Source organism: Actinophytocola oryzae (assembly GCF_004364325.1).
GTDB lineage: Bacteria > Actinomycetota > Actinomycetes > Mycobacteriales > Pseudonocardiaceae > Actinophytocola > Actinophytocola oryzae.
On sequence record NZ_SOCP01000001.1, the window covers coordinates 825,764 to 849,239 of the forward strand.

At 71.1% G+C, this 23,476-nt stretch carries 18 protein-coding genes and 1 riboswitch; of the genes, 4 read left to right on the forward strand and 14 right to left on the reverse strand.

Annotated features, from left to right (window positions below; translation table 11 throughout):
- Nucleotide 1: 1 nt before the first annotated feature.
- From CLV71_RS03520 to CLV71_RS03530, 3 genes are read right to left on the reverse strand one after another with little or no spacing between them, the layout of a single operon-like run.
- Entirely contained in the window at nt 2-997 is a 996-nt protein-coding gene (locus CLV71_RS03520) for a hypothetical protein (RefSeq protein WP_133901062.1), read from the reverse strand.
- Nucleotides 994-1,584 carry an RNA polymerase sigma factor gene (locus CLV71_RS03525; RefSeq protein WP_166663906.1) on the reverse strand — a complete coding sequence of 197 codons (591 nt, stop codon included), beginning with the start codon at nt 1,582-1,584 and terminating at the stop codon, nt 994-996. Before CLV71_RS03525 ends, CLV71_RS03520 begins: the two co-directional genes overlap by 4 nt.
- Before the next feature lie 36 nt (nt 1,585-1,620).
- A complete protein-coding gene (locus CLV71_RS03530; RefSeq protein WP_133901064.1) occupies nt 1,621-1,992 on the reverse strand; it encodes a DNA polymerase ligase N-terminal domain-containing protein in 372 nt (123 codons plus the stop codon).
- A 101-nt stretch (nt 1,993-2,093) separates the two neighbouring features.
- Here CLV71_RS03530 and CLV71_RS03535 point away from each other — a divergent pair, with 101 nt between their 5' ends.
- The gene (locus CLV71_RS03535; protein ID WP_133901065.1) at nt 2,094-2,420 is read left to right on the forward strand and encodes a hypothetical protein; all 327 of its coding nucleotides are present in this window, start codon (nt 2,094-2,096) and stop codon (nt 2,418-2,420) included.
- A gap of 4 nt (nt 2,421-2,424) precedes the next feature.
- On the opposite strand, the gene pnuC is transcribed toward CLV71_RS03535, so the two are convergent.
- The 3 genes from pnuC to CLV71_RS03550 form a co-directional block, all read right to left on the reverse strand.
- On the reverse strand, nt 2,425-3,060 hold the full coding sequence (gene pnuC / locus CLV71_RS03540) for a nicotinamide riboside transporter PnuC (protein ID WP_133901066.1): 636 nt from the start codon (nt 3,058-3,060) through the stop codon (nt 2,425-2,427).
- A 16-nt stretch (nt 3,061-3,076) separates the two neighbouring features.
- Nucleotides 3,077-3,202: riboswitch (FMN riboswitch) on the reverse strand.
- 63 nt (nt 3,203-3,265) lie between these two features.
- A complete protein-coding gene (locus tag CLV71_RS03545) occupies nt 3,266-4,507 on the reverse strand; it encodes an MFS transporter (RefSeq protein WP_133901067.1) in 1,242 nt (413 codons plus the stop codon).
- A 117-nt stretch (nt 4,508-4,624) separates the two neighbouring features.
- Nucleotides 4,625-5,527, reverse strand: a complete 903-nt coding sequence (locus CLV71_RS03550; protein WP_166663908.1) for a tetratricopeptide repeat protein — start codon at nt 5,525-5,527, stop codon at nt 4,625-4,627.
- 343 nt (nt 5,528-5,870) lie between these two features.
- Between CLV71_RS03550 and CLV71_RS03555 the strand changes: the two genes are divergently transcribed.
- Nucleotides 5,871-8,597, forward strand: coding sequence for a lectin (locus CLV71_RS03555; RefSeq protein WP_133901069.1), 2,727 nt, complete (start codon nt 5,871-5,873; stop codon nt 8,595-8,597).
- The gene (locus CLV71_RS03560) at nt 8,594-9,844 is read left to right on the forward strand and encodes a ricin-type beta-trefoil lectin domain protein (protein ID WP_133901070.1); all 1,251 of its coding nucleotides are present in this window, start codon (nt 8,594-8,596) and stop codon (nt 9,842-9,844) included. Before CLV71_RS03555 ends, CLV71_RS03560 begins: the two co-directional genes overlap by 4 nt.
- Nucleotides 9,845-10,027: 183 nt before the next feature.
- Here CLV71_RS03560 and CLV71_RS03565 read toward each other — a convergent pair whose 3' ends face one another.
- Nucleotides 10,028-10,894, reverse strand: a complete 867-nt coding sequence (locus tag CLV71_RS03565) for a sigma-70 family RNA polymerase sigma factor (RefSeq protein ID WP_133901071.1) — start codon at nt 10,892-10,894, stop codon at nt 10,028-10,030.
- A gap of 81 nt (nt 10,895-10,975) precedes the next feature.
- On the opposite strand from CLV71_RS03565, the gene CLV71_RS03570 reads away from it, so the two are divergent.
- Entirely contained in the window at nt 10,976-11,425 is a 450-nt protein-coding gene (locus tag CLV71_RS03570) for a carboxymuconolactone decarboxylase family protein (protein ID WP_133901072.1), read from the forward strand.
- Nucleotides 11,426-11,462: 37 nt separating this feature from the next.
- Here CLV71_RS03570 and CLV71_RS03575 read toward each other — a convergent pair whose 3' ends face one another.
- From CLV71_RS03575 to CLV71_RS03605, 7 genes are all read right to left on the reverse strand, one after another.
- Nucleotides 11,463-13,559, reverse strand: coding sequence for a S1 family serine peptidase (locus CLV71_RS03575; protein WP_133901073.1), 2,097 nt, complete (start codon nt 13,557-13,559; stop codon nt 11,463-11,465).
- A gap of 161 nt (nt 13,560-13,720) precedes the next feature.
- Nucleotides 13,721-16,468: a discoidin domain-containing protein gene (locus CLV71_RS03580; RefSeq protein WP_133901074.1), complete on the reverse strand. Its 2,748-nt coding sequence runs from the start codon at nt 16,466-16,468 to the stop codon at nt 13,721-13,723.
- Nucleotides 16,469-16,505: 37 nt separating this feature from the next.
- The gene (locus CLV71_RS03585) at nt 16,506-19,118 is read right to left on the reverse strand and encodes a hypothetical protein (RefSeq protein ID WP_133901075.1); all 2,613 of its coding nucleotides are present in this window, start codon (nt 19,116-19,118) and stop codon (nt 16,506-16,508) included.
- Nucleotides 19,115-19,927, reverse strand: a complete 813-nt coding sequence (locus tag CLV71_RS03590) for a carbohydrate ABC transporter permease (RefSeq protein WP_133901076.1) — start codon at nt 19,925-19,927, stop codon at nt 19,115-19,117. The genes CLV71_RS03585 and CLV71_RS03590 overlap by 4 nt, the downstream gene beginning before the upstream one ends.
- Entirely contained in the window at nt 19,924-20,787 is an 864-nt protein-coding gene (locus tag CLV71_RS03595) for a carbohydrate ABC transporter permease (protein WP_208297356.1), read from the reverse strand. The genes CLV71_RS03590 and CLV71_RS03595 overlap by 4 nt, the downstream gene beginning before the upstream one ends.
- The gene (locus CLV71_RS03600) at nt 20,784-22,046 is read right to left on the reverse strand and encodes an ABC transporter substrate-binding protein (RefSeq protein WP_208297357.1); all 1,263 of its coding nucleotides are present in this window, start codon (nt 22,044-22,046) and stop codon (nt 20,784-20,786) included. The genes CLV71_RS03595 and CLV71_RS03600 overlap by 4 nt, the downstream gene beginning before the upstream one ends.
- Before the next feature lie 96 nt (nt 22,047-22,142).
- On the reverse strand, nt 22,143-23,345 hold the full coding sequence (locus tag CLV71_RS03605) for an ROK family transcriptional regulator (RefSeq protein ID WP_133901077.1): 1,203 nt from the start codon (nt 23,343-23,345) through the stop codon (nt 22,143-22,145).
- Nucleotides 23,346-23,476 lie beyond the last annotated feature (131 nt).

Here is a 23,476-nt window from a genome sequence, read left to right on the forward strand (position 1 = left end):
GTCAGCTGACACCCTCGGCCAGCGCGACCACCTGCTGCCTGGTGAAGTCGGCAGGTACCTGCAGCTGGAAGGCCCGGCCGTCGGGCAGGGGAGCCTGCAGCATCCACCGCTTCCCGGGAACCAGCACGAGATCACCGGGCCGGCCGTGCACGGACACGGCGACGGACTCGCGAGGGCCGCCCTCGACCGCGTGCCCGTAGTCCGGCACGAGTCCGAGCATGGTGCTGACGTCGATGGCGCGGTCCGGGTTGTCCGGATCCCGCAGTGAGGTGACCGCGCCGTCGCCGTCCGGCCCTGCTCCCTTGAAGCCCCACAGCTCCCATCCCGCCGGGGCGACGCTGATGTCGAGGCTCAGCCGCTCGTCCGTGTCGACCAGGGTGTCGGCGAGTGAACGCACGGTCCGCTCGTCGGCGAAGTCGCCCATGCCGGTGATCCTGACCCACTGGCCGGGCGACCGTTCCCAGGTGAGCGACACGTCGTGGTAGGCGGGTTCCTGCTGGTCGACCTTCCCGACCACGGCCGGTTTGCCGTCGTAGACCGCCTCCCGGTTGGCGGCATCGCGGCTGTCCGGCCTGCTCGTGAAGGCGGTGACGTAGATGTCGCTCAACTCCTCGCCACGCCGCTCGTCGGCGTCCTTGTAGACCGCCGCGATCCACCCGTGCTCCCCGGTGAACGTCGGTGCGACCACACCGTCCGGGATCGGGTCCAGCGCGGGTGGCAGCGCCGGCATGTGGAACTCGACCAGCGCAGGCGCCCTGTCGGTCGCGGGTGGCAGGCCGGGTTCGTCGGTGCCGCCGGTCGCGACGACTCCGGCGACGGCGGCGGCTGCGGCGGCCGTCGCCGCGATGATGACCGCCCGGCGCCGGAACCGGCCGGGCGCGGTGGAGGCCGTGGCGTGGATCTCGGTCAGCAGATCGGCGCGGGCCCTGGCGAGCACGTCGTCGGTCAGCGGGGTCGGCGCGGGACCGTGCTCCTGGATCATGGTGAACTCGTTCATGCTGTCTCCTCCTCGGTAACAAGCCAGCGGTCGCCCAGGTGGTCGCGGACCCGGCCCCGGGCGCGGTGCAGCCGGGACCGGACGGTGCCGACCGGGATGCCCAGCGCCGCGGCGATCTCGGCGTAGGACAGCTGCGGATAGGTCCACAGCAGCAACACGTCCAGGTCCTCGCGGGGCAGCGCGGCCAGTGCGTCGGCCAACCCACCCCGCAGCGCCTGGGCGTCGACCCGGCCCGCCACCTCGCCCAGCTCGGTCGTCGACTCGACGTGCCCGGCCGCCCGGCCGAACGCGCGGTACCGGCGCTCCTCGTCGCGGGCGTGCCTGCGCACCAGGTTGGTGGCGATGCCGTACAGCCACGCCCGAACCGGCGCTCGGCCCGGGACGTAGCCGGTCCGGCCGCGGAACGCCAGCAGGAACGTCTCGCTCACCAGGTCGTCCGCCAGCGTGCCGACCCGCCGCGACAGGTACCCGTGCACGACCGGGGCGTACCGGTCGAAGAGCGCCGCGAACCGTTCCGGGGCGGCCAGCGACTCCGCCAGCAGGTCCTCGTCCGTGACGTCGGGAGGCGGCTGAGCCCGTGTAGACATGGTCATGCACCCTGTTGCCCGAAGTCGCGCTTCGGTTCAGCTCTCCGGCGTGGCCTCGTCCTGGTCGTTCGTGCGCCGCAGGAGCCAGTCGGTGCCGGTGTCGATGAGGACGTACCGCACGTGGCCGCGGCGGCCGTGCAGGGTGAAGATGAACCGCCGCGGTGTGCGATCGTGCTCCTCCCACCACCCGGTGTCCGCGATGCTCTTGTTCTGGTCCTCGTAGTCGAGGTGGTCGAGGTCGTGGTCGGGCACGGCGATCGCGAGCCGGTTCTGGCCCGGCGCCCCGGGCAGCCCGCGTGGGACGGCCCACGAACGCAGGACGCCGTCCTCCTCCAGCCGCAGGTCGAAGTGCGGCCGGGGCTTGCGGTGGTCGTGCAGCACGAAGGCCGGCCGACCGCGTGCGTCCATGCCCACTCCCGATCGAAGACTGCGCGTGGCTCAGCCTAACGGGGCAGGGCAGGTGTCGGGCGGTGGCCGCCGGGGCATACAGGGCCATGGACGTTGACGGGATGGAAGACCTCAGGAGGTTCGTCCTCGACCGGCTCGCCGAGGACGAGGCGCGCGCAGGCCGGGACGAGCTCCCCCTGCTGGACGAGGCGGAACGCCGGGGGACGCTGGCGGTGCTCCGCGCCGACGAGGGCGGCCTGCTGCTCGTGCCGGGGCCCGCGGAGGCACAGGACGGACAGCCGCCCGTGCCGTTCGCGGAGAAGGCGGCGCTGCTGCGCGAAGAGGTGGTGACAGGCGCCGACGACTCGACCCTGCTCCTGCTCGCGCGTGCCTACGAGACCGACCACGGCTGGCAGGAGGAGTGGCGCACCAACAGCCCCCAGCCGTGAACCGTCACGCGGTCGAGGCGACCTGGCCCGGCGCGGCCTCCCGGCGTGCCGCCCGGCGCCAGGTCCACAACCCGTTGACCACCAGGACGGCGAACACCACGTAGACGAGCGCACTGAAGTACAGGTGCGAGGAGATCTGCAGGGGAACGCCGATCGCGTCGACGACCAGCCACGTGACCCAGAACTCGACGAGCCCCAGGCTCTGCAGGAGAAACGCGAGGGCGGTCCCGACGAAGATCGCCGCGTCCGGCCACGGCGCCCACGAGGCGTCGAGCGCGTCCAGCACGAGCGCGAAGGCCACCGTGCCGACCACGAACGCACCAACGGCGGCGAGCCGCTCGCGGGTGGTGCCGGTCCGCACCGGCACACCGAGGACCGGGTCGCGCCGACGCGCCCACACCCACCACCCGTAGACGGCGATGACGCCGACGATCACCTGCCGCACGGCCAGCCCGCCGAGGTGCGCGGAGGCGTAGACCCCGAACAGCAGCGCAACGGAGACCAGCTGCACGGGCCAGGTCCAGAGGGTGCGCGAGCGGGCGAGGAACACCACCGCGATGGCGAAGATCTGGCCGATCATCTCGGCATAGGACATGGTCTGTCCCAGGAACGGAATCCCGTTGTCCAGCAAGACGTGCACGACGACCTCTCAGCCCCGCGTGTTCCTCCCATCCGGACTGTGACCGTCGGCCCCGGAATCCCACCGGGTCAACCATCCGCGGGTGCGGACGGGTCGCGGGCTGTACCGCCGGCTCGGAGTTCCACCGACCCCGGAACACGCATCACATCCACCCTGCCCCGGCCCCGAACCGCCGACAGCACGTTGTGAGCAACCCCACGACCGTTCAGGGGCGCACGTCCGCGGGGTCGAGGTGGTGGGCCTCGTTGGACGACCTCGTTGCCCGAGTGCCGCGGTCGGTGCCCGCGGACCACAGCAGGATCACCAGGCCGGCCGCGGACAGGGCCGCGCCGACCAGGGCAGGCGCGCGGTGGCCGTAACCGGCGGCGATCACGATCCCGCCGAGCCACGCGCCGATCGCGTTGGCGAGGTTCAGTGCGGCGTGGTTCATCGCCGCGCCGAGGGTGACGGCGTTGCCCGCGACGTCCATCAGTCGCAGCTGCAGGTTGGTGACCGTGACCGAGCCGATCGCGGTGACCAGGAAGACCACGGGCATCAGCCACCAGCCGTACGGCGCGACCGCCCAGAAGACGACCATGGTGACCGCGGACGCGACGCTCGACCAGATCAGCGACCTCAGCACCGACCAGTCGGCCAGCTCGCCGCCGACCCACGTGCCGAACGTCATGCCGAGTCCCAGCGCCAGCAGGAACAACGGCACCGTGCCCTCGCTCAGCCCGCCGACCTCGGTCACCGTCGTGGCGATGTAGGAGTACACGGCGAACAGGCCGCCGAACCCGATCGCGCCTGCAGCCATCGTGAGCCACACCTGCCCTCGGGCGAAGAACTCGCGGGCCTCGCGGCGGCCGTTCGTGCCACGGTCGCCCGCCACCGACGGCACGAACGCGAGGACCAGCACGACGGTCAGCAGCGCCAGGCCCGCCGCCAGCACGTACGCCGCCCGCCATCCGAAGTGCTGCCCCACCCACGTGGCCGCGGGGACACCGACCACGTTCGCGACGGACAGTCCCAGCATCACGCTCGCGATGGCCCTGCCGCGTCGCTCCGGCGGGGCCAGGCTCGCCGCCACCAGGCTGGCTGTCCCGAAGTACGCGCCGTGCGGCAGGCCGTCGAAGAAGCGGGCCGCGAACAGCAGGCCGTAGGACGCCGCCGCCGCGCTCACCAGGTTGAACACCCCGTAGGCCGCCATGAGCGCGACCAGCAGCCCACGCCGGGGCAGCCGGGCGGCGAAGAACGACAGGATCGGCACCCCGACCACGACGCCGAGGGCGTACGCCGAGATCACGTGGCCCGCCGTCGGCTCGGAGACGTCGATCCCGTCGGCGATCCTCGGCAGCAGACCCATGGTGACGAACTCGGTCGTGCCGATCGTGAACCCGCCGACCGACAGGGCCAGCACGGCGACCCCGTACCGGCGACCACCGGACGGGGCTGGTGACGATGTCATCGAGGACTCTCTGAGCGGTGTGGACCATGGACGCGCCACAGTCCAACACGCACTCGAGGTCCGACGCCGCGAAACGTCGGGACGATCACGTCCCGGCGCTGGAGTGCGATGAGGACGCTACCGGCTCAGGCCCAGCTGTCCCAGGGCCGAGTCGACGTCGAAGCCCAGCTCCTCGGCGCGGGCGAAGTACTCCTGCGCCCTGTCCCGGTCGACCGGGAGGCCGCCGTCGCCGACGAGGCACATCAGGCCTGCCGTGTAGGCGCTTCGCGCGTGGCCGGCCTCCGCCGCCCTCGTGTACCAGTCGAGTGCGACGGCGGGGTCGGTCTCGACGCCCCGGCCCGTCGCGTACATGCCACCCAGGTTGCCCATCGCCCTCGCGTTGCCCATCTCCGCGGCCCGCACCGTCCAGCGCTGCGACTCCGCGTCGTCGGCGGGGACGCCGGTGCCCGTCGCGTACAGCACGCTCAGCTCGAAGGCCGCGTCGTCGCTGCCCCGCTCCGCCGCCGCGAGGTGGTACCGCACGGCCGCCGCCTCGTCCTGGGCGCGGCCGTACCCCTGCTGGGTCAGGTAGCCGGTGAGCAGCAACAGCTCCGGGTCCTCCGGTGCCGCCGCCAGCAGCTCCGCGAGACGCGCCGACGCCTCGGCGGCGTGCTGTTCGCTCCTGGCGAAGTAGGCGACCCGGACCCAGCCGAGCGCGCCCGCCACCGAGCCTGCCCGGTCGGCGTTGCGGTAGGCCTCGACCGAGGCGTCGAGGTCCGGCTCCGGGTACAGGGCCCACGGTGCCGCGCCGTACCCCCGAAGCCTGCCCAGCTCGAGCCACGCCTCGACGACACCGGCCGCCCCCGCCCGGTCGAGCCCGGCGACCAGCACCTCGGGCGCGTCCTCCGGCAACAGCCCGACGAGGTGCTCGCTGCGGACGAAGCTGTCCCGCAGCTCGACGGCCGCCTCGAACAGGCTGGTGCCGTCGCCGTCCGGCCCGGCGAGCAGCCGGGCCAGGGTGTCGTAGCTCGGTGCGTTCATGGCGACACCTTGCCAGGCCCCGTCGGATGGCACACACCACCCGGAGGGATGAACACGGTCACCGTGCGGCGGTACCCGGTCGGGAGAGGACGGTCTCGATCGGGTTTCCGGCACCCCTGTCAGAATCCGCTGACGATTCCCGGACGCCATTTACTTTGGTCGAGCCCTGTACTAAGTCGTCCCCATTCGCAGATTGGTACAGACAACTTTGTCTTGTTTCGGACAGAAGTCGGCCGACTTTTCCCCGAAGTCATTCTCAAACGGTGAACGGTCGGCTACCTTCGGATACACCTGGGCGCCCGGATCTCACTGGTCAACACTCCTACCCCTGCGGGAGTCAACCATGTCCAGATCGCGCGTACTCACCGTCGTGCTCGCGTGCGTGGCCGCCCTGGCGGTCGGTCCACCGACGAGCGCGGCCGCGGTGACGATCGACGACCCGGCCCAGTACGTGAACCCCTTGGTGGGCACCAAACCCGGCGGCCCCGACTTCGGGCACGGCGGCGGTGGCGGCAACACCTTCCCCGGTGCGGTCGCGCCGTTCGGCATGCTCCAGTGGAGCCCCGACACGGTCACCCACCAGCACGGCGGCTACCACTACGACGACAACCGGATCAAGGGTTTCAGCCTCACCCACCTTTCCGGACCGGGCTGCAGCGACTTCGGCAACGTGCCGTTCATGCCGACCCTCGGCTCGAGCCCGGTCGGCTACTCGACGTTCTCCCACGCCAACGAGTCCACCTCGCCCGGCTACTACTCCGTCGCCTTCGACAACGGTGTGCGCACCGAGCTGACCTCCGCGCCCCGCTCGGGCATCGCCCGCTTCACCTACCCGGCCGGGCAGCGGGCGTCGCTGTCGGTCGACGCGGCCAAGGCGTTCAACGCGGCCGGCGGCACGATCACCGTCGGCACCAACACACTGTCCGGCTACACCGACGGCGGCGGCTTCTGCGGCGCAGGCAACCGCTACCGGCTCTACTTCACCGTCGTGTTCGACCAGTCGTTCGCCACGACCGGCGTCGTCGGCGCGGACGGGAGGGTCGACGAGACCAGGCGCAGCATCACCGGGGAGAGCAGGGGTGCTGTGCCCACCTCGCCGAAGACCGCCGCCCAGCAGTCCGATGTGGACACGAAGAAGGCACCCGCGCCGGAGGCCACCACCGGTGACGTGGCGCCGTTCGCCGCGGCCGCGTTCGTGTCCTTCAACGCCACCACGGTGACCGCACGCGTCGGGATCTCGTTCGTCAGCCTCGACGGCGCCCGCGCGAACGCCACGGCCGAGCTGGGCAGCAAGTCGTTCGACCAGGCCCGCACCGACGACCGCGCGGCGTGGAACGGCATCCTCGGCCGCATCGCGGTCGGCGGCGGCACCGACACCCAGCGGCGCGTCCTCTACACCAACCTCTACCACGCCCTGTTGCACCCCAACGTGTTCAGCGACCTCGACGGCCGCTACGTCGGCTTCGACGGGCAGGTCCACACCGTCGCGGCGGGGCGCGCGCAGTACGCCAACTTCTCCGGCTGGGACGTCTACCGCTCGCAGACCCAGCTGATCGCGCTGCTCGCCCCGGACCGGGCCGCCGACATCGCCCAGTCCGCCGTCAACCAGGCGGCGCAGGGCGGCTACTACGACCGGTGGACCGTCGCGAACGGCGGCACCGGCGTGATGAACGGCGACCCGCTCGCGATCATCGTGGCGAGCATGTACGCGTTCGGCGCGAAGAACTTCGACGCCGCGGACGGGCTGCGCCGGATGGTCGCGGGCAGCCACGACGCCAGGGAACGCCCCGGCTACGCCCAGTACGACGCCTACGGCTACGTCCCCGTCGGCACCGGCAACGTCTGGGGCACGGCCTCCACGACCCTCGAGTACGTGAGCGCCGACTTCGCCGTCTCCCAGCTGGCGCAACGCCTCGGCGACACCGCGAACCACGAGCTGTACCTGCGGCGCGCCCAGAACTGGCGCAACCTGTTCGAGTCGGGCAACCGCTACCTCCAGCCACGCAACACCGACACCACGTTCCCGTCGTTCAGCCCGACGCAGCAGAACGAGTACGTGGAGGGCAACGCCGCCCACTACACGTGGCTGGTCCCGCACAACTACCGGGGACTGTTCGACGCGATGGGCGGCAACGCGGCCGTCCTGCCGAGGCTCGACACGTTCTTCACCGAGCTGAACGCGGGACCGGACAAGCCCTACGCCTACCTGGGCAACGAGCCGACGCTGAACACCCCGTGGGCCTACGCCTACGCGGGCGCGCCCTACAAGACGCAGGACGTGGTCCGACGGGCGCTCACGTCGGTCTTCAAGGCCACCCCGGACGGTTACGTCGGCAACGACGACCTCGGACAGATGGCGTCGTGGGCGGTGTGGGCCGCGCTCGGCCTGTACCCGCAGACCCCGGGCCGCGCCGAGCTGGTGCTCGCCAGCCCGCAGTTCCCGGCGATCACCATCAGCAGGGGCAACGGCGTGACCATCGAGATCACCGCGCCGAACGCCTCGGACACCGTGAAGTACGTGCAGGGCCTGACCGTCAACGGCGCCGCGTCGAGCCGCCCGTGGGTGCCCGAGTCGTTCGTCACGAGCGGCGGCACCCTCGCGTTCACGCTGGGGTCGTCGCCGAACACCGGCTGGGGGAGCGCACCCTCGGACGCCCCGCCGTCGTTCGACGTGGGACCGGTGCCGGCACGCACCGGCGCCATCGGCGGGCTCGCGAGCAAGTGCGTCGACGTCAACCAGGGCGCCACCGCCAACGGCACGGCGATCCAGCTCTACGACTGCAACAGCTCCGCGGGCCAGACGTGGACCCTCGCGTCCGACGGGAGCGTGCGCGCACTCGGCAAATGCGTGGACGTCGCCGGCAGCGGCCGCGCGGACGGCACCAGGATCCAGCTGTGGGACTGCAACGGCACCGGTGCCCAGCAGTGGTGGCCGAAGGCCGGTGGCGCACTGGTGAACCCACCGTCCGGCAAGTGCCTCGACGTGCCGAACAGCAACACCGCCAACGGGACCCAGCTGCAGCTCTACACGTGCAACAACACCGGTGCCCAGACCTGGAGGCTGCCATGATCGTGCGACGACTCCTCGTGACCGTCCTGGCTGTGGCCGGGATGACGGTGGCAGGGCAGGCGAGTGCGGCGCCGCGGGTGGTGCCCGACCCGCCCGGCGCGTTCACCGACGCGCCACCGGCACCCTCGTTCGGCGTCACGGCGACGATCTGCGACGGCGACGGCGTGAGCGGCAAACGGGTCCAGGCCATCTACGTGCGCGGTGACCAGCAGGCCGACCGGTACGGCCAGTTCGTCGGCCAGTTCCAGACGTTCGCCGACCAGATCGACCAGGCGTTCGTCGAGGTCGCGGCACGCACCGGCGGCGTGCGGCACGTCCGCTTCGTGACGAATGCCGCGTGCCGTGCGGTGGTCGACAACGTGGTGATCCCGCAGTCGTCCATGTCCACCGTGGACACGATCACCGCCGCCCTCAAGACCCGCGGCTACAACAGGACCGACCGCAAGTACCTGTACTGGTACGAGAACTCGGGGTGCGGGCTCGCGTTCGGCTCCGGTGGCGACGACCGTCCCGGCGCGGACAACCCGTACAACGCCGGCCCGCACTACGCCACGCTCGGCACCGGCTGCTGGTCGTGGCAGGCGAGCGCGCACGAGCTGCTGCACACGCTCGGCGCCGTGCAACGCAGCGCCCCGCACTCGTCGGCGTTCGGCCACTGCTGGGACGACGAGGACATCATGTGCTACGACGACGGCGGTCTCCCGAACCCGCCGGGCGGCCTGGTCAAGGTGTGCCCCGGCGCGCCGGAGAACCAGATCGACTGCGGCAACGACGACTACTTCCACCTCAACCCGCCCGCGGGCAGCTACCTGGCGACGCACTGGAACGTGGCGAACAGCCAGTACCTGACCGGCTCGTCCGGCGGTGCGGGAGCGATCACCGGCGTCGGCGGCCGGTGTGTCGACGTGCAGAGCAGCAACACCGCCGACGGCACACCGGTGCAGCTGTGGACGTGCAACAGCAGCGGCGCTCAACAGTGGACAGTGCGTGGCGGCACGGTCTCCGCGCTGGGCAAGTGCCTCGACGTGTCGTTCAGCGGCACGACGAACGGGACGCAGATCCAGCTGTGGACCTGTAACGGCACCGGCGCGCAGACGTGGCAGGCGCAGTCGAACGGCTCGCTGCGCAACCCGCAGTCGGGTCGCTGCCTCGACGCGACGAACGGCAGCTCGGCCGAAGGCACCCGCCTGGTGATCTGGGACTGCAACGGCGGGGCCAGTCAGGTCTGGCGCCTGCCTGCCGGCTGATGGACCGCCTGAGCTGGGCCGTCCCCCTCGGCCCAGCTCAGGCGCACGACAGCCCGAACCGGGCGCCGATGCGCCGCCGGACCTCGGCGGACTCGCGAAGCGCGCTCACCCGCCTCGGGCAGGCCGGCGAGCACGGCGGCACTCCGGCATCGTGATCCGGTCCTACCGGGTTCGGTGGCGCCGTCACCCGGGCATGGCGGGCAGGTCCATCGCCGCGAGCCTTACCGGGTCGGCGACGGCCGCGATGGCGGTGATCCGGCCGTCGCCGATCGTGAACGCCAGGACCGAGAGCGGGGTGCCGTCCTCGCGCCAGGCCAGGAACCCCGGCAGGCCGTCGACGAGCACCGCCCGCCCACGCACGGCGCCCGCGCTTCGCGACCGGGCGCCGCCCGCGACCTCGGTGGCCCCGAGGACGACGACCACGCCACCCGGCGTGTCGACGGTCAGCCGCACCTCGGGGTCGAGTACCCGCAGCAGCTCCTCGAAGTCGCCGAGGCGGGCGGCGGCGAGGAAGGCCCGGACCACCTCCCGCTGCTCCCGCCCGACGGCCGCCGGACGCTCGCCTGCCCGCACCTTCGCCCTGGCACGGCTGGCGAGCATCTTGGTGGCGTCGGTCGACCGGCCGAGGATCCGGCCGATCTCGTCGAACGGCACGGCGAACAGGTCGTGCAGCACGAACGCCAGCCGCTCGCTCGGCCCCAGCGAGTCGAGGACGACCAGCAGCGCGAGCCCGACCGAGTCGGCGAGTGCCACGTCGTCCTCCGGCGTCGGGCCGTCGTCGACCGTCACCACCAGCTCTGGCAGCCGGTCGTCGTAGGACGACTCGGGGCGCGCCCGCCGTGACCGCAGGACGTCGAGGCTGAGCCTGCCGACGACCGTGGTCAGCCAGCCCGCGAGGTTGTCGATGGTCGCCGCGTCCTGACGGACGAGTCGCAGCCACGCCTCCTGGACCACGTCCTCCGCGTCGGCGTGCGACCCGAGCATGCGGTGCGCGACCGCACGCAGCCGGTCGCGCTGGGCCTCGAACGCCTCGGCCACCGGATCCGTCATGCCGTTACCTTCCTCCGAACCACTCCGTCATGGGTGATGACGGGCCCGGAGGGGCACGGGTAACCGACGGAGGAGCAGGACATGGCAGCACGCATGACGAACCAGGGCAGTCCCGAGGTGACGGCGGCGATCCAGCAGCTGTACAAGGCGGTGCACGCGGGCGGCGTCGACCCTCTCGTGCTCGAGCTGGTCCACCTGCGGGCCAGCCAGATCAACGGCTGCAGCCCGTGTGTGTTCGCCGGGGTCGCGTCGGCGAAGAAGCAGGGGGAGACCGACAAACGGCTGCACAACGTGGTCACCTGGCGCGAGACGCCGTTCTTCACCGAGGCGGAGCGGGCGGCGCTCGCGCTGACCGAGGCCGCGACTCGGCTCCAGGACGGCGCGCCTGGCGTGACCGACGAGATCTGGACCGCGGCGGCGGCGCACTTCGACGAGAAGCAGCTGTCCGCGATCATCCTGGACATCGCGATGACCAACTTCTTCAACCGGATCAACCGCACGATCCGCGAACAGGCCGGCAAGGCGTGGTGAGCGTGGGCGGCGACGCGTGCGTCGCCGCCCGGACCCGTTACACCTGCCGCCAGTTGAGCTGGATCGACCCACGGTTGCCGGTGCTGACGCCCTTGACCAGGAACTGGTAGGTCGTGCCCGCGACGGCGGCGAAGTCGAGTGCCGACTGTTCGCCGCCGGAGCCGTCGTTGTCGTTGACCAGGATGACGGTCAGCCCGGGAAGCGTCGCGCCTCTCGTGACCGCCAGCACCGTGTTGAACGACGAGCCCGCCGTGGTGACCCGGAACGTGCCGCTGACCGGCGCGGTCCAGCGGTACCACACCGAACTGTGGGCGCCGCCGTTGAACTCCGGCTCACCGGGCTCGCCGATGGCACGCAGGTTCGACCCGAACACCGTCCCTGCCGTGCCACTGATCGCCTGTGCGGTCGAGAACAGGTCGTTGGCCTCCGGGTTCACGGCGACCTGTGCCTCGGTGATGCCTCGGGCGCCCGCGAACCCGCCGACCTGGACGCGGTAGGTGACACCCGCGGTCACGGGCACCGTCAGCAGCGACTGGCGTGTGCCGTTGGCGTCGTCGTTCGCGCCGACCTGGGTCAGGCCGGCCAGGGTGCTGCCGGTGTAGACGGCCAGGGTCGTGTCGTAGGTCCCGACGGCGATGAACCGGCCGGTCCCGCTGGCCGGCGCGGTCCACGAGTACCAGACCGACGCGTTGGCGGCGCCGTTGACCGGGCTCGGCTCGCCCGCCTGGCCGGTGGCGCCGGTGGTGAACACGATCCCGGCCACCGCGGTCTCGCCGGCCAGGTTCGTGGCCGAGGCGAAGTCGTCGTTGGCCGGCCGGTTGACCCCGTAGCCGATCGTGAAGGGGCCGTAGTCGAAGGAGAACCCGTCGACCCGGATCCGGTAGGTGGTGCCTGCCACCGCGGCGAACTCGACCTCGGACTGGAGGGTCCCGTTGGCGTCGTCGTTGGCCGCCACCGTCGTCAGCCCGGTCACCGAGCTGCCGGTGAGGACCGCGACCTCGGAGTCGAAACCGTGCTGGTTGACGGTGACCTGGGCGGTGCCGGACTCGGACGGGGTCCACGTGTACCAGACGTCGGCCTCGGCGCCGGTCTCGCCCGGGTCGAGCGTGGCGTTCTCGTTGGTGCCGGTGGTCGCGCCGGCGTTGCCCGGCAGCACGGTCGCGCCCGCGAACCCGTCGTTGGCGGGCCGGGGAACCCTGGCGTTGACGAACGCCGCCACGTCTCCCTGGTACAGCTCGCCGTAGACGCCCGGCAGGTCGGGCTGCGCGCAGCCGTTGGCGAAGCTCACGGCACCGAGCTGGACGTCCTGCGGGGTGGCGGCGAGCACGAGCGGGCCGCCGTCGTCGCCTCGGCAGAAGCCCTGGCCGCCGGCGAGCGGGCCGGCACCGACCATGGTCGCCGGGTCGAACGCGGTGCCGTAGCGGGTCGGGTCGGCCATGGTCGTGTCGGACTGGATCGGCACGACGACCTTGCGCAGGTCCGGCGAGTTCGGGCCGTCGGGTGTCGCGCTGCCGTGCCCGATCACCGTCGCGGTGTCGTCCGGGTCGACCAGGCCCAGCTCGTTGCCCTGGGCCAGGCGCAGCCACTGCACCCGGGTATCGGCGCGCGTGATGGGGTTGGCGAGGGTCAGGACCGCCACGTCGTGCCGCAACGTGGCGGGGTCGAACGCCGGGTCGACCGTGATCGAGCCGATCTTCCGGTTCACGCCGAGGTCGGCGCCGGCCAGCGTGGTGCCGCCGATGACGGCCTGGAGGTCGGCGGGGGCGAGTCCGGTGACGCAGTGCGCGGCGGTCAGCACCTGGGTGGTCGACAGCAGCGAGCCGCCGCAACGCAGCTCGCCGCCACTCGTGCCGAGCAGCGCCACGAAGTAGGGGAACTCGCCGAAGTTCACCGGGGCGCCGCCGACGATCCGGGTGCCCGCTTGCTCGGCCGGCGCGGCGGATCTCTTGGCGGACAGGGGTAACGGCCGCGGAGCTGACGGCGGGGAGGCCTGTCTGTCGGCGGCCGGCTTGGCCGGGGCAGCGGGTTGCCGGGCCGCGACCGGGCCTGCCATCGTCAGCATCGCCGCGGTGGCGACCACGGCGACCAGACCGGTCCGACGGCGTGCGAAGGTTTCTCGACGGAACACGTACATGGTGCGACTACCTCTCGATCGGTGGATCCGACGACAGTCGCACCCACCGTCGACGGCATGTCGACAGCTCGGTTGCAGCCCAGGTCAGGGTGGGCCGAGCGCACTGAAGGCGTCCTTCGTAACGCCCAGCGTCAGGAAGGAGTCCTTCAGTGCGCCCAGTGTCAGGCCTGCGAGAACGTGTACGTCTGGCCTGCGGTGCTGTTCACCGTGACCACACCGCCCGACAGCGTGCTCGACACGGTGTTGCCCGCCGAGTCGGTGACGCGTACGCCGCCGCTCCACGGGTTGCCGACTCGCAGCTGTCCGCCCGCGTCACTGCGGATCGACAGCCCGGACACGGTGCCGCCCGACAGGGCGGCCGACACCACGAACGCGCCCCTGGTCCGCAGCCTGGCGAAGCTCGCGTTCCTGTTGCGTGGCCACACCGGGAACACGTCGATCACGCCCTGGCTGCTCTGCACCATCATGCTGTTGATCGCCTCGGTGGCGCCCGACTTCTCGATGCCGTGGGCCGAGTCGCGGATGCGCAGGTTCGGGCCGATCTTCTGGTTGATCTGTTGCGACAGCTGGCTGATCACGGTGTTCGCGTCGTAACCGACGCGCACGGCCTGCGTGAACACCTTCGGGAACGAGTTCTCCTGGCCCCACGAGCCCATCGCGCTGATCGTCCGGACCGCTCGGTCCCGGTCGGCCTGCGGGGAACGCAGACCCAGGCCCTCGGCCGGGTGCACGAACTCCAGGTTGACCGTGTTGTCGCCCGGCCGGAACACCCTCGTGTCGCCGCCGACCATCGTGCCGGGGTCCGCCAGCGCGTACACGTTCTGCCCGTTGTACGTGGTCTGCGGGATCGGCGCCAGGCGGTTCAGCATGTCCTGCCACTGCGCCCGCTTCCCCGAGTCCACCCCCAGCACCTGGCTCGCCTCCAGCATCGTGGTCAGCAGCTGACGCACGAAACCCAGGTCCGGCCCGGAGTTGCGGCCCCACGTGCCCTCGTGCGGACCGCCCCACAGGTCGAGCCGCGTGCCCGACGCCTGCAGCCACTGCTCGAAGAACGCCGTCTCCTCACGCAGCACCGGATACGCGGTGTTCCGCAGGTAGTCCACGTCCCGGGTGTAGTCCCAGTACGCGATGAACTGCGAGGTGTTGAACAGGCCGTTGCTGACCTGCTGCCAGTAGTTGTCGTCGGTCGTGGTGCCCCACGGGCCGATCCCGACCGGGAACAGCGTGCCGTCCGGCAGCCCGCCGCTGGGCCACCGCCCGTTCACGTAGTCCGACTTCACCCGGCGAAGGTCCTGCTGCGCACGGCGTTCCGCCTCCGGCAGGTAGTCCCGCACCGCCTGGAACATCGGCAGCGCCAGGTCCGCGCGGTTGCTCGAGTACACCCCGTAGAACGACGCCTGGAAGTTGTAGTTGAGGTGCATGTCGCCGCTCCAGTTCGGCGCGTCGGTCGTGTACCAGATGCCGTACAGGCCCGGCGCCAGCTTGCCCGCGCGGCTGGCCGACCCGATCAGGTACTGGGCGCCGTAGTAGTAACGCTCCAGCGTCGAGTCGCCGAGGTTCACAGAGGACTTCAGCCAGAAGTCGCGCCACCACTGGGTCTTCTGCGACTTCAGTGTGGACAGTGTCGCGTCGGTCTGCGCTGTCACCAGCTGCTGTGCCGAGCTGAGGTGGTTGGTCGGGTTCTGCCCGCCGCCGCCCACCGCGGTCACGATCTTCACCGTCTGGCCCGGGTTGAGCCGGATCCGCGCCCTCGCCGTGGCGCCGGACGTGCTCGGGCTGATCAGGCTGGTGCCACGCACCTCGGTCGCCATCGCCGCGCGGGACACCCAGCGTGTGCCCGTCGCCGTGGTTCTGGTGGCCCACAGCGTGTCCGCGTCGTTGCCCGCCGCGCTCGCGTACGTGCTCCTCGGGCTGCCCGCGCCCGCCCACGTGGACAGCTCCAGCTCCGTCGCCGCACTGGCGTTGGACGTGACCTCGGTGACGACGACCGCGTTGTTCGCGCCCTGCCAGGTGCGCATGGTCAGCGGGGCGCCGCCGATGGTCACGTCCGTGTCGATCTGCGGGTCGGCGATGCGTTGCGTCTCACGGAAGGTCGCCGCCGGCGGTGGCGTGGAACCCGGTGCGTACAGCTCGATCTGGCCGATCCTGGCCCTCGGGTTCGCCGTGGAGTCCGAAGTGGACTCCTGGGTCGGCGTCGTGAGGTTGACTCGCACGTACCTCGTGGTCACCGCGCTGATCGTCTCGTCGGTGCGGGCCGCGGTGTTGTTGGTGTAGGACCGGATCGTGGTCCAGTCGGTGCCGTTGCCGCTGGTCTGCACCTCGAAGTTCCTGGACGTGTTCGCGGTCTCCTCGGGGCGTGCGTCGGCGTCGTGACGGATCACGTAGCGCCCGATGGTCTTCGCCGAACCGAGGTCGAGGCGGACCCACTGCGGTTTGCCGACCTGCGACACCCAGCCCTCGTACCCAGCACCCCAGCCGCCGCTGACCACGCGGGAGGCCGGGAACGACTCGTGTGCGCTCGACGCCGTGGCGGTCGCGCCGAGCGCCAGGTTGGCTGCCGACGTGCCGCCGGTCGGACGGATCGAGACGCCGCCGAGGCCTGCCGTGCTCGGCGACGGGTTGGCGTTCCAGAAGTCGCCTTTGGACAGGTAGAAGGTCTTGAAGCCGGTGCCGCCGCCGGAGATGACGCCGACGTCACCGTTGCCGAGCAACGCCGTGTCGGGCATGCCGGTCGTGACCGAGTTCGCGTAGTCCTGTGTGGTCCAGGTGCCGGTGATGCCGGCCAGCTTGCCCTGGAGGTCGGACCATTCGTCGGCGGTCGCCGGGGCGGTGCCGACCACCGTGCCGACGACCGTGGTCGCGGCCAGGGCGATGATGACGGTGAGAGCGCGGGATCTTCTCGTGGTCATGGGGTTCTCCGTCGTCGCTGACGTTCTCGCTGCAGGGTCAGGCGGTGGCGCCGAGGTCTCCTTTCCGTCGTGCGGCGCCCAGACCGGGTGCCGGCAGGTCGAAGCCGGCCGCCCGGACGTTCTGGAGCGTCCCGAAGGGACAGTGCAGGGTGCCTGCGCCGATCCGGCCGAACCCCGCGGTGATGTCGAACAGTCCGGCGATGACCGCCTCGGTGCAGGCGACGGCCGCGTTGCTGTCCCGGTTCGCCACACCGCGTTCGGCCACCCGGAACCGGCCGCCGCCGATCGCCTCGACCGCCTGCCCCCACAGTGCGCCGGAACGGCTGGCGGGCAGCCGGGCGAGGAACGCGGCGGCCAGGTCGGGACGGCCGAGACGGGCCAGCCCGTACGCGGTCACCCCGGGCCAGGCGGCGAACGCGCCTGCCGCGCCGTGGTCGGGCCGGTCGGACCGCGGTGCTACGGGGTCGTCGGGGGCGAGTGCCCGCAACCAGTCGCCGTCGAGCAGGTGGTCCCGCACGAACGCGACCATGTCGGCACGCGTGTCGTCGTCGAGGTCGTCGGCCAGCTCGGCGGCCACCAGCCCGAAGTCGAGACAGTGCCCGATGATCTCGTCGCCGTCCGGGTGCGCGATCCGCCACCGGCCGCCGCCCGCGTACTGGCCGAGCACGGCCGTGGCCAGCGTCGCCGCGTCCTGTTCCGCCGTCGCGGCCTCGTCGTCGTGGCCCAGCATCCGCAGCAACGCCGCGAACGAGCGCAGGACGCCGACCTGGCTCGCGTTGAACGAGACCACGGCGTGCCGGTAGTTCGGCACGCACTCGAGCAGCTCCCACGCGTCGCCGCCGAAGTCGACCAGCCCGTGCCTGCCGGTGCGCGGCCGGTTCGCCATGGCCCGCAGGTGTGCGAGCACGGTCCGGTCGCCCGCCCGCTCGCCGAGCACGGCGAGGTCCGCGGTGACCCCGATGTAGGCCTGCGTGAGCCGGAACAGGGCGTGGAGGTTCGACGCGTAGTTGTTGCCCACGGGCAGGAGGTTGCGGGTGTCGAACGAGTGCGAACGGTCGTAGGGCTGACGCAGCGCCGCGAGCAGCCACGCCCGCAGCCCCACCGGTTCGAGCATCGCGGCGGTGCGGGCCCATTCCGAGATGTCCCAGTAGAACGTGGTCGTGGGGCCGAGGCGTGGGCCGCCGGTCAGGAACACCGGCCGGATGTCGCTGACGCCGGTGTTGCGCAGGTAGACCGCGAGCAGGGCGCCGAGGTAGTAGGTGCGCGCGAGCCCGGGGTCGGGGGAGCGGAACGTCGGCAGGTAGCCGGAGTGGTCGGGGTTGCCGGGGACGAACGCGTTGGCCCACAACGCCCGCCAGCGGTCCGCGACGGCCGCGTGCCGGACGTCGAAGTCGGCTGCCGCTGACCTGGCGTCGCCGCCGATGGCCAGCACCACGCCGAGGGTCCTGGTCTCGCCGGGTGCCAGCTCGATCGTCCACCGTGCCGCGGCGCGGGACTCGCCGTGCCGGACGGTCAGCTCGGCGGCGTCGCGGACGGCGTAGGTGGACGTGGCGGGGGATCGGGTGTCGGTGATCGTCACGAGGTCGCCGCTCACCACCGCATGCCACCGCTGGTCACCCCACCAGGGCGCGGTGCGCGCCACCTCGGTGCCGTCGACCGACAGGGTCGCGCCGGTCTCGGTGACCCTGGCCTCGAGCCGGTGGCGGCCGGTGCCCAGCGGCTCGGTCGCGCTCACCCGTTCGCCGCCGATCGCGAGCCAGACCCGGCCCGCGCCGACTCCGAGCTGCAACGAGTCGGGGTGGTTGCCGTGGGTGAGCAGGATGCCGGTCGGGTGGCCCCGCCCCAGCGTGACGTCGACGGCGACCGTGGTGTCGGCCTGGAGAGCCACCCGGCCGACGCGGTGTTCGTCGTCCGGCGCCGACAGCCGCCAGCCGTCGGCGAAGACGCGCGCCCGGCCGCCGTGCGGGGTCACCGCCACGACGTGGACGGTGGCCGCCGCGGCGGGTGCGCGGACCCGACCGGAGTCCGGTGTGGAGTGGTCGGGCAGCTCGGCGGTGAGCAGCATCGGCTCGGTGTCCTCGTCGCGCTGGATGCCGGGGAGGCGTGGCGACCCCAGGCGCAGCCACCGCTGGTCGTCGCCGAGCAGCTGCACCTGCCGGGGCCGGTCGGCCAGTACTTCTGCGCGGATCCGCTCGGTGGTGAAGAAGTCGTGGCAGTGCCCGGCGTTCCACGGCGTGCCGTAGGTCCAGCCCCAGTCCACCTCGCTGTGCGCGACGGGTGCGAGCAGCTCATGCTCGACGACCACCCGGGCGGCCTCGGAACCCGTGTTGCGCAGCTCGGTCGACCACAGCACGGTCGTGTCCTCGTAGCCGAGTCGCGTGTCGGTGCGGATCACTACCTCGCCCGACCGGCCCTCGCGTTCGACACCCCATGGCGCCCACCGGAACCGCTCGGCCGCCACAACCCGACCGTCCACACGCAACACACCCGTGTGGTAACCGCCGCTGTAGGGCGGGATCGCGAGCCACGACAGCGAGGTCAGGTCCGCGTTCACGTGTGCCTGGCCCCACTGGTTGCGCAGCGAGTGCAGGTGCACCAGCTCGTGGCGGCTCAGCCACTCCACCGCGAGGTCCTCGATGGACGGAATCACTTGGCCGCTCCCGACATCAGTCCGTGGATGAACTCCCGTTGCGCGACCAGGTAGCCGACCACCGGGATCACCGCGGCCAGGAACATGATCCCGAACAGCTGGGCGTAGTCGATCGAGTACGTGCCGAGCGACAGGTAGACACCGGTCGTGATGGTCTGCCCGCGCAGCGGCCCGAGGATGAACAGCGGGTTGAGGAAGTCGTTCCACACCCACAGCCCCAGGAAGATCCCGACGGTCGCCGTCGCGGGCCGGACAAGCGGCAGGACGATCGTCCACCACACCCGCAGGTCCGACGCGCCGTCGATGCGGGCGGCCTCGATCACCGACTTCGGCACCGTGCGCAGGAAACCGACGTACACGAACACCGCGAACGACAGGTAGCCGCCGCCGACGTTCGCGAGGATCAGCCCGGCGTGGGTGTTCGCGAGCCCGACGTCCCGCAGCAGCAACACGATCGGCTGCAACACGACCTGCGGTGGCACCATGAGCCCGAACGCGAACACCGCGAGCAGCACCGCCCTGACCTTCGGTGTGCGCTCGGAGATGTAGAGGCTCAACGCCGACGCGAGCGGGATCAGCAGACCCACCGACAACGTCGTGACCAGCACCGAGTTGAACAGTCCACGTTGGACGAGCTGGTCAGGCCGTGACAGCGCGGTCACGATGTTGTCGAACGTGAACGGCGCGGGCGGTGCGAGCGGGCTCGCGTCGATCTGGTCCTGGGTCTTGAACGCGTTGGCCAGCGCCAGGTAGATGGGCAGCACGAACGCGAGCGTGACGAGCCAGCCCGCAGCGACCCTGGTCTTCACAGGTGCGCCTCCCGCCTGCGCAGGATCGTGGTCACGCCGTACGCGACACCCGCGGTCAACGCCAGCAGCAGCATCGCGATCGACGACGCGTAGCCGAACCTGTTGTTGGTGAACGCGACCGTGACGAGGTAGTAGGCGGTCGACTTGGTCGTGTTCGCGGGCCCGCCGCCGGTGAGCACGGCGATGATGTCGTACAGCTTGAACGTCGTGATCAGGCACAGCACCACGCTGATCGTCACACCCGGCGCGATCATCGGCAGCGTCACGTGCCGGAACCGGCCGAACGCACCCGCGCCGTCGACCCGCGCCGCCTCGTACAGCTCGGCCGGGATCGACCGCAGCGCGGCGGTGTAGACGACCGTGGCGAACGCGATCGTGGTCCAGCTGACCACCACGCAGATCGACAGCGTGGCCATCTCGGTGCTGCCGAGCCACGACACCGGGTCGTCGACCAAGCCGAGGTCGGCCAGCACGGTGTTGAGCAGCCCGTGCTGGTTCAGGATGCTGCGCCACACGAACGCGACGACCACACCGGAGAGCACCTGCGGGACGAACACGACCGTCCGCATGACCCGGAAGTTGCGGCCGGGTCCGTTGAGGACCATGGCGAACAGCAGGCCGACCACATTGGACACCACGGTCACCACCACGACCACGGCGACCGTGAACCGCAGGCTCGCGAGGAGGCGTTCGTCGGTGAACAGCGTGGCGTAGTTGGTGAACCCGACGAACGCCTCGGTCGGCTTGAGCGGGCTGCGGTTGGTGAAGCTCATGACGGCGCTCCGCGCGACCGGGTACAGCAGGAAGGTCGCGTAGAGCGCCATCGCGAGCCACGCGATCGGCGCGAGGGACTTCCTCACTGGCCCGCTGCCGAGTCCCAGTCCGAGTCGAGCTGCGCGAGCTGACCCTTGACGTCACCGTTGGCGAACAACTGTTGCGACAGCGCGTAGAACAGGTCGTTCACACCAGGTGGTAGTGCGTCGTCGTTGTTGACCCAGCCGAACGCGCTGACCTTGTCGTGGTCGGCGCTCGCGAGTGTGTAGCACTCGGTGTAGAGCGGGGTGACCTTCGCGCCGAAGTCGCCGATCGACTTGTTCTTCAGCATCGGGAACGCGCCGTCGGTCTCGATCAGCACCTTGAGGTTCGCCGGCGCGAGCGACCACGCCTTGGCGAAGTCCATGGCCTTGGCCGGGTCCGCACCCTGCGTGCTGACCGACGTGGTGCCGCCGACGTTGAACGGCAGCACAGTCTTCCCGTCCTCGGTCGGCAGCGGGAAGGCACCGAAGTCGTCGGCCTCGTCCGCCGGGATCTGGCCGATCAGCCAGCTGCCCATCAGGTACATGCCGCTGTGGTGATCGAGGAAGTTCTTGTTGGCCGTCGCGTAGTCCACGCTCAGCGCACCGGACGCGTAGGCGCCCGCCTCGACCAGGTCGCGTGCCTTGTCCATGGCGTGCACGAACTCCGGGTCGGTGAACTTCACCGTGCCCGCGTACCGCTGCTGGATCCAGTCCGGGTTCTCGCCGAGCACGTCGGCGCTCGCCAGCGCCACCAGCGGCATGCTCGCCGACCAGCCCTCCAGCCCGGCGAACTCGATCGGCGTGACGCCGGCATCCTTCAACGTGGCCACTGTGGACATGAACTCGTCCCACGTGGACGGCACGGCGATGTTGTGCTGCGCGAAGGCCTTCTTGTCGTAGAACACCAGCGGCAGGACCTGCGGGTTGGTCGGCGGGATGTAGGTCTTCCCGTCGATGTCGTTGGCGCCGGGGTCGACGAAGTTCTCCGCCAGCCAGTCCTCGTCGAACGGGCTGAGCAGCCCGGCCTCGGTGAAGTCCTTCGGGTTGATGGACGCGAGCACGTCCGGGAACTGGCCGCTGGCCTGGAGTTGCTTGGCGTAGGCGTTGCGGTCGGCGTCGGGCGTGACGATCTTCTCGACGGTCACCCCGTCGACTTCCTCCAGTGCCGTGTCGATCGAGGTGTCCCAGAACTTCGCCGTGAGGGCAGGGGTCTCGAACGTCATGAACGTGAGGGCGACGTCGCCACCCTCGCCGCCGGCGGAGCAGGCACTGGTCACGACGGCCAGCGCGGCGCAGAGCGCGAGAGCGGACCTGCGGTGCACGACATCCTCCTCGATGGACCCGCAGAGAACGAATAAAGTAAAACGATAAACTTATTGCGGGACACGCTACTCACGCGGTCTGGAGGTGTCAACGCCTCAGGTGGAGATGAGCAGGCTGGACGTCCTCGGCGAGAGGCTGGTGTCCAGTACGAGGCACGCGGCACCCGCGGCGGCGACGTCGGCACCGATCGAGGACGTGCTGACCGTGACCGGATGCCGGGTCACGCGGTGGGCCGAGCTGTTGACCAGCTCGCCGATCGTGGCGAGGAACCGGTCGGCCACCCGGTCCCAGTAGGGACCGCCGAACACGACCTCGGCGACGTCGAGCAGGTTCACAATGGACACGATCGACGACGCGATGAGCCGCGCGGCCCGGTCGAGGATCGCGGTCGCGGCGGTGTCGCCCGCCTCCGCCGCGGCGACCAGCTCGGCGAACATCTCGTCGACGGGGTCGGCCCGGTCGGCGAGCACGCCCGCGTCGATCGCCTGTGCCACCAGCAGCGGCGGGGTCGCGACGTGGCCGAGCATGTCGCTCCGGCGCTTCGGCGGCAGGTCGCCGGAGACCACGAGGGTCCCGCCCTCGCCCGCGTTGCCGGTGGCGCCGCGCAGGACCTCGCCGCCCAGCGCGAGCCCCACCCCGATGCCGGTGCCGAGGTAGAAGAACGCGAAGTCCTCGCGTTCGCTGTTGCGCCACAGCTCCGCGACGACGGCGGCGGTGACGTCCTTCTCCAGGAGCACGGGGAGCCCGGTCGCGTCGGCGAGCGCGTCCCGGAGCGGCACGTTCTGCCAGCCCTCCAGCAGCGGGGGATCGACCACGATGCCGCGTGCGGCGTCGATCGGCCCCGGCGCGGCGATCCCGAGCCCGAGCAGCCGCTCGCGGTCCACGCCGGACCGCGCCACCACCTCGTCGATCGCCGACGCCATCGCCGTGACCGTCTTGGCGGGCCTGCCGCTGGAGGGGGTGCGTCTGCGCATGTGCGACACGACGTCGCCGTGCAGGTCGAGCACCGCGTAGGTGACCACGGCCGGGTCGAGGTGGACGCCGAGCGCGAAGCGGCTCTTCGGGTCCAGCTCCAGGATGACGCGTGGCTTGCCGGGACCCTGGATGCGCTTGCCGGTCTCGACGATCAGCCCGTCCTCGAGCAGCCGCCTGCAGACGTTGGAGATCGTCGGCGCGGACAACCCGGTCTGCTCCGCGATCTCGACCCGGCTCAACCCGCCGCCGGACCGCCGGATCAGGTCGAGGATGACCGTCTGGTTGAACCCACCCACCGCCGGCAGGTTCGTCCCGCGCCTCATCAGCCACCACCCTCCCTCGGGGGTGAGGGTATCGCCCGGCCCGCAGGGCATGGTCATGACTCTCGGTGGGACGGCCTTGACCGTTCGTGACATCGGTGCCATAGTCGGGGCGTTTCGACCCCGCCAACCGG